The organism is Mycobacterium sp., from assembly GCF_004298145.1.
Classification (GTDB): Bacteria; Actinomycetota; Actinomycetes; order Mycobacteriales; family Mycobacteriaceae; genus Mycobacterium.
The window spans coordinates 1-5,693 of the sequence record NZ_SCRH01000037.1 but is presented as its reverse complement, the minus strand read 5'-3'; the positions used below and the strand labels follow the sequence as shown (position 1 = coordinate 5,693).

General features: G+C 68.9%; 6 protein-coding genes. 2 read left to right on the top strand and 4 right to left on the bottom strand.

The features are described from left to right. Nucleotides 1-124 precede the first annotated feature (124 nt). The 3 genes from EPN51_RS13645 to EPN51_RS13635 form a co-directional block, all read right to left on the bottom strand. Entirely contained in the window at nt 125-979 is an 855-nt protein-coding gene (locus EPN51_RS13645; protein ID WP_293043400.1) for a TIGR02569 family protein, read from the bottom strand. Nucleotides 980-1,083: 104 nt separating this feature from the next. Next, entirely contained in the window at nt 1,084-2,289 is a 1,206-nt protein-coding gene (moeZ, locus tag EPN51_RS13640; protein WP_293043402.1) for an adenylyltransferase/sulfurtransferase MoeZ, read from the bottom strand. Between the two features lie 175 nt (nt 2,290-2,464). Continuing rightward, nucleotides 2,465-3,493, bottom strand: a complete 1,029-nt coding sequence (locus EPN51_RS13635) for a DUF3152 domain-containing protein (protein ID WP_293043398.1) — start codon at nt 3,491-3,493, stop codon at nt 2,465-2,467. Nucleotides 3,494-3,692: 199 nt separating this feature from the next. On the opposite strand from EPN51_RS13635, the gene EPN51_RS13630 reads away from it, so the two are divergent. Then, the gene (locus tag EPN51_RS13630; RefSeq protein ID WP_293043396.1) at nt 3,693-4,379 is read left to right on the top strand and encodes a TetR/AcrR family transcriptional regulator; all 687 of its coding nucleotides are present in this window, start codon (nt 3,693-3,695) and stop codon (nt 4,377-4,379) included. Here EPN51_RS13630 and EPN51_RS13625 read toward each other — a convergent pair. Next, complete coding sequence (locus EPN51_RS13625; protein ID WP_293043394.1) at nt 4,376-4,636, bottom strand: DUF3107 domain-containing protein; 261 nt, start codon at nt 4,634-4,636, stop codon at nt 4,376-4,378. The two genes, EPN51_RS13630 and EPN51_RS13625, sit on opposite strands and share 4 nt — an antisense overlap. 219 nt (nt 4,637-4,855) lie before the next feature. Here EPN51_RS13625 and EPN51_RS13620 point away from each other — a divergent pair, with 219 nt between their 5' ends. Then, nucleotides 4,856-5,566: an MmpS family transport accessory protein gene (locus tag EPN51_RS13620; RefSeq protein WP_293043392.1), complete on the top strand. Its 711-nt coding sequence runs from the start codon at nt 4,856-4,858 to the stop codon at nt 5,564-5,566. Nucleotides 5,567-5,693 lie beyond the last annotated feature (127 nt).

Here is a 5,693-nt window from a genome sequence, read left to right as displayed (position 1 = left end):
CGCGGTAGGGCCAGTGGCGATCGCCAGCGCGGCGTAGCCGGGCGCAGCGGGTCGCCACGCGGTAGGGCCAGTGGCGATCGCCAGCGCGGCGTAGCCGGGCGCAGCGGGTCGCCACGCGGTGGGGCTAGAGCACCAACCGGACCAGCGCCGCGGTGCGGGCCAGACCGGGGAACGCCTCGGCGGTCGACCGCGGGTGCAGGGCGTGGACCGCAAGGCGAAACATCAACGCCCGCAACAACATCTGCGGCCATTCCGGCAGAGCGTTCCAGCGCTCGATGAGCCCGTCGTCGGCCTCCCCCCAGGACAGCGCGTCGATGACGACGACGCCCGCCGCCCACGATGCGGGCCGCCAGTACGGGGTGATATCCGTGATGCCCGGCGCGGCGGTACCCACGAAAAGCACTGTGCCGTAAAGATCCCCGTGGACCAATTGGTTGGGGCTCTTGGTCGGCTTGCGCAACGTGGCGAGCTGGTTGAGCAGCTCCACCGATCGCTCGGCGTCCGCGGTGGCGGGGGCCACCCGCGCGCCGGGCGGCACCGAGGCAAGCGGCCGTTCCTCCCACGCCGCACGGTCGGCGGCGATGAAAATGTCGACGTCGCCCCAGGGCGCCGCGGGGCCCTGGGTCAGAAAGCGGGGACGGTCCAGTTTGCCCGTCGCCTCATGCAGGCGCACCGCCGCCGAGACGACCTCGTCGTGGCGGGGCTCCGGCGTCCCGGCGACAAAGGTGTCTGCCCGCCACCCGGAGACGACGTATCGCCCATCGGTGGAACGGACCGGACGGGCCAGCCGAACGCCATCGACGAACAACGTCTCGCGGACCCGGGCGGACCACGCCGCGCGCGCGTTGTCGGCCACCAGCGACAGGACGACTTCGCCGCATCGCCAGCCGCCCTCCCAGCTGGCGCCCAGATAGACGGGTTTGACGCCGCCCAAGCCGAACGCCGACAGCACGTGGTCCGGCGGTGGCTCGACTGTCACACGGGTACTCTAAACGAGTACAACAGCGGCGACCGCAAGCCTGGCGGCGGGTCGCCGCCAGACGGCACAGCGGCGGGTCGTCGCCAGGACCGGCGGCCTATCGCTCAGTACAGGACCATGTCGGGCTGCATCTGCTGCGCCCAGGCCACAATTCCGCCCTCCAGATGCACCGCATCGGCGAATCCGGCCTTCTTCAGCACCGCCAACACCTGCGCCGAGCGCACGCCCGTTTTGCAATACAGCACCGGCGTGCGGCCGGCCGGCAGCTGCGCCAGACCCTCACCGGAGTTGATCGACGACTGCGGGATCAGCTGGGCCCCGTCGATGTGCACGATGTCGAACTCCACGGGCTCGCGGACATCGATCAGTGCCAGCTCCTTGCCGGAATCCAGCAGCTCGCGCAACTCCCGCGGGGTGATGGCCGAGTTATCGACGGTCGCGGCGGCATCGTCGGCTGAGGGCTCCGACACCACACCGCACAACCGCTCGTAGTCGACGAGCTCGGTGATCTTGGGCCTTGACGCGTCGGACGGATCCCGGCGAATCGCGATGGTGCGGTAGGTCATCTGCAGCGCGTCGTAGATCATCAACCGGCCCAGCAGCGATTCGCCGATGCCGGTGATGAGTTTGATCACCTCGGTGCTCATCACCGACGCGATGGAGGCGCAGACGATGCCCAGCACGCCGCCTTCGGCGCACGACGGAACGGTGCCGGGCGGCGGCGGCTCCGGGTAGAGATCGCGGTAGTTGAGACCGCGGCCGTCCGGCGCGTCCTCCCAGCACACCGAGATCTGGCCCTCGAATTGATAGATGGATCCCCACACGTACGGCCTTTTCGCCAGGACCGCCGCGTCGTTGATCAGATACCGGGTGGCGAAGTTGTCGGTGCCGTCCACGATCACGTCGTAGGAGCCGAACAATTCGACGGCGTTGGTCGAGTCCAGGCGCACCTCGTGCAGGCGCACGTCGACCAGTGGGTTGATCGCGGCCATCGACTCACGCGCCGAGACGGCCTTGGGTCGCCCGACGTCGGCCACGCCGTGAATGATCTGACGGTGCAGGTTGGATTCCTCCACCACGTCGAATTCGACGATGCCGATGGTGCCGACGCCGGCCGCGGCCAGGTAGAGCAAGGTCGGCGCCCCGAGCCCGCCGGCACCGATCACCAGCACCCGGGCGTTCTTGAGCCGCTTCTGCCCGTCGACCCCCAGGCCGGGAATGATCAGGTGACGGCTGTAGCGGGCCACCTCGTCGCCGGTCAGGTGGTCTGCGGGTGCCACCAGGGGCGGCAACGACGACACGGAAAACATCTCCTCGGTCAGTTTCGCGGTACGGCTTCTCAATCCATCTCCATCCATCACAGCAGCCCGCCGGGGCGACGGCAACGAAGGCCGATCGCCGATGCAGGCCCGATTGCCCGCCTCGCGCCCGCAAGCGGGCGGTACCCCCACCTCACGCCGCTGCCCGGCGCGCATCGTCGGCGGGCTACGCGATCGGGTAGGGCCAGGGATTGAAGCGGCAGGTCTTTCCGTCGGCCCTGACGACGTCGGGATCGAATTGGGCGGCGTCGTTGTTCGACGTGGAGAACGTCTGCTGCATCATCACCGGCGCCAACGCGCCCTGCTGTTCGCACGCCTCGTGGTGCAGGTATCCGATGGCGTGGCCGACCTCGTGGTTGATCACGTACTGCCGGTACGAACCGATGTCCCCTTCGAACGGCACGGCACCGCGCACCCAGCGCGCCTCGTTGATGAAGACCCGCGCGTCGCGGTGGGCGCCGAATACCGGGTTGTAGCACGACGTTTCCAGCCGGAATTCGTAGCCGCACCCCTCGCGCACCGTCACCGGCGAAGCCAGCGAGATCCGAAAGTCGGGTTTGCCGTTATCGATTCGGACGAACGCGAACTGCGGGTTGTGCGTCCAGCCCTTCGGATTGGCCAGCGTCTGGTCGACCATCTGAGCGAATGCTTCGTCGCCGCCGAACATCGTCGGGTCGATGCCGTTCTCCACCTCGACGGTGTACCGGAACACCTTGGCGGTGCCCTGTCCGATCTGCGGCGTCATGCCCGGCACCACGTGCCACGTCTTGTCGCCCGCCTCGGTGAACGGGCCGCCATTCGGCAACGTCCCGGCCGGCAGGTTGGCGTCGAACACGGCGAGCCCGCGCGGCGGGGCGTCGATGATCGTGGTGCCCACCGCGCCGATCGCGGGCGGACTCTCGATGGGCTGACTCGCCGTCGGCTTCGATGCGCCGGCGCCGGTCACCGTCTGATACATGACGACGCCGGTGAGCACCGCCAGGACGGGCAGCGCGTACGCGCGCCAGCCGTAGGTGGAGACGAACCGCCCCAGCCACGTTTGTTTGCGCCACCGCCGCTGTCGCTCACGGTCGGCCCGCACGCGCCCGGCTTCCGGGGCAGCTAGGGGGTCACGCAGCGCCCGCAGCGGTTCGCGCCACTCGTCGCGTAGCACCGGCACGCGACCGGTGCCACGCGGGGGCGGCTGCGACGTCATTTTCCCAGGATTACACAGCGGGACACCCGCGCCGCCCGTGGCACGCCCGAATCCCCCGTCCGACACCGCTTCTGCCAGCGGCGACGACGCCGATAGCGGGAGGACCAACCCCGTGGGTAGTAAGGTCCTTTTCAACGAGCTGCGAGCGGCTGGCTCCGGTGAACCGACGGTCGGCCGTTGACGATCAGATGAGGACTCGATGAGCGAACTCGCCAAGATGCCGGCACGGCGTGCCGGCAGATCGGCTGACCGCGGCCGGCCGGCGGACGGCGCCACAGCTTCCAACCGGCGGGGCAACCGGTTACCCCGTGATGAGCGGCGCGGCCAGTTGCTCATCGTCGCCAGCGACGTCTTCGTCGACCGCGGCTACCACGCGGCCGGCATGGACGAGATCGCCGATCGGGCGGGGGTTAGCAAACCCGTTCTCTACCAACACTTTACGAGCAAGCTCGAGCTCTACCTCGCGGTGCTGGCGCGGCACGTGGAAAACCTGGTCTCGGGCGTTCAGCAAGCGCTGAGCGCCACCAAGGACAACCGCCGCCGGTTGCACGCCGCGGTGCAGGCCTTTTTCGATTTCATCGAGCATGACAGCCAGGGTTACCGGCTGATATTCGAGAACGACTACGTCACCGAACCCGAGGTGGCCGCCCAGGTGCGCGTCGCCACCGAATCGTGCATCGACGCGGTATTCGCGTTGATCAGCGAGGATTCCGGGCTGGACCCGCATCGCGCGCGGATGATCGCCGTCGGGCTGGTCGGCATCAGCGTCGACTGCGCCAGGTACTGGCTCGACTCCGACCGCCCGATCTCCAAGGCGGACGCCGTCGACGGCACCGTCCAGTTCGCCTGGGGCGGACTGTCACACGTGCCGCTGACTCGCTCCTAGCGTCCCTTACCGGCGTGTTTCCCGGCTTCGGCGCTGATCCCGAAGCCGACCCGGCGCGCATCGGCGACACCGATCTCGACGTAGGCGATCTTGGTGGTGTGGATCAGGAAGCGGCGACCCCGGTCGTCGCTCAGCCGCAGCAACCCCGACCCTTCGCTCAGCGCGGCGCTGACCAGTTCTTCGACGTCGGCGGGCGTCTGGTCGCTGGCGAGGACCAGCTCGCGCGGACTATCCGTGATCCCGATCTTGACCTCCACGGTCACCCCTTCCGTAGGTAACGAAGTCTTCCGCGGGCATTGGAGTCCCAGCCCTGTCAGCTGCAGGCTAGTGGACGCCGCTGACCCCCACCGCGTCGCGTCCCCACACTTCGCGGTCAGCGAAAGTTCGGTCGCGCGCGGATAACGATTCGCTTGCAGGTTGTCTCACACACCCGCGCGATACCCGATCCGTGCTTTCACATGGCTAACTTCGGCCCCATGGGTACCACACTGCCGCACCTCGACGACAGGATCCGGAACTACCCGGACGACGATCCCGACGACGCCTGCGACACCGACCCCTACCTGCACGCCGACTACAACTGGACGGGCTGGCCGGCCGATTCGCGCTGGCGACCCGCCACGGCGATTCTCGGCGCGGTGGTGGCCATCGGTGCCATCGCCACCGCCGTCATCATCAACAGCGGTGACAGCGCCTCAACCAAGGCCACGCTGGGAGCGCCGGCTCCCCACCCGGTGACCTCGGCGCCCGCGACGACCAAGGCATCCGCCCCGCCCAGCCCCTCCAGCGTGGCCCAGTTGCCGCCCGAGACCGTCACGACGGTCACCACGCCGAGCGCCGCGCCCAGCACCCCGGCAGCCCAAACACCCACGGCCGCACCGCCTCTCGCGGCGGCACCGCCGACGGCCACGCTGAACCCACGCACCGTCGTCTACAGCGTGAGCGGGACGAAGCAGCTGCTGGACCTGGTGAACGTGGTCTACACCGATGCGCGGGGCGTACCCCAGAGCGAGTTCAACGTGTCGCTGCCGTGGTCCAAGGTGGTGGTGCTCAATCCCGGCGTGCAGACCGAATCCGTGGTCGCGACCAGCTTCTACGGCCAGCTCAGCTGCTCGGTCTTCAACGCCGCCGGTCAGCGGATCATGGCGTCGGCCAGCCCCTCGAACATGGCGACCTGCGCGCGCTGAGCCCGATGGCCGTGACCCGCTGCGCCCGGCCGCGCCGCACTGGCGATCACGGCGAAGCCCTACGGCCGTGACCCGCTGCGCCCGGCCGCGCCGCACTGGCGATCACGGCGAAGCCCTACGGCCGTGA

Bases quoted from the DNA above. Each gene is read 5' to 3' on its own strand.
- moeZ (WP_293043402.1), bottom strand. From the start codon at position 2,289: ATGTTTTCCGTGTCGTCGTTGCCGCCCCTGGTGGCACCCGCAGACCAC.
- EPN51_RS13635 (WP_293043398.1), bottom strand. From the start codon at position 3,493: ATGACGTCGCAGCCGCCCCCGCGTGGCACCGGTCGCGTGCCGGTGCTA.
- EPN51_RS13630 (WP_293043396.1), top strand. From the start codon at position 3,693: ATGAGCGAACTCGCCAAGATGCCGGCACGGCGTGCCGGCAGATCGGCT.
- EPN51_RS13620 (WP_293043392.1), top strand. From the start codon at position 4,856: ATGGGTACCACACTGCCGCACCTCGACGACAGGATCCGGAACTACCCG.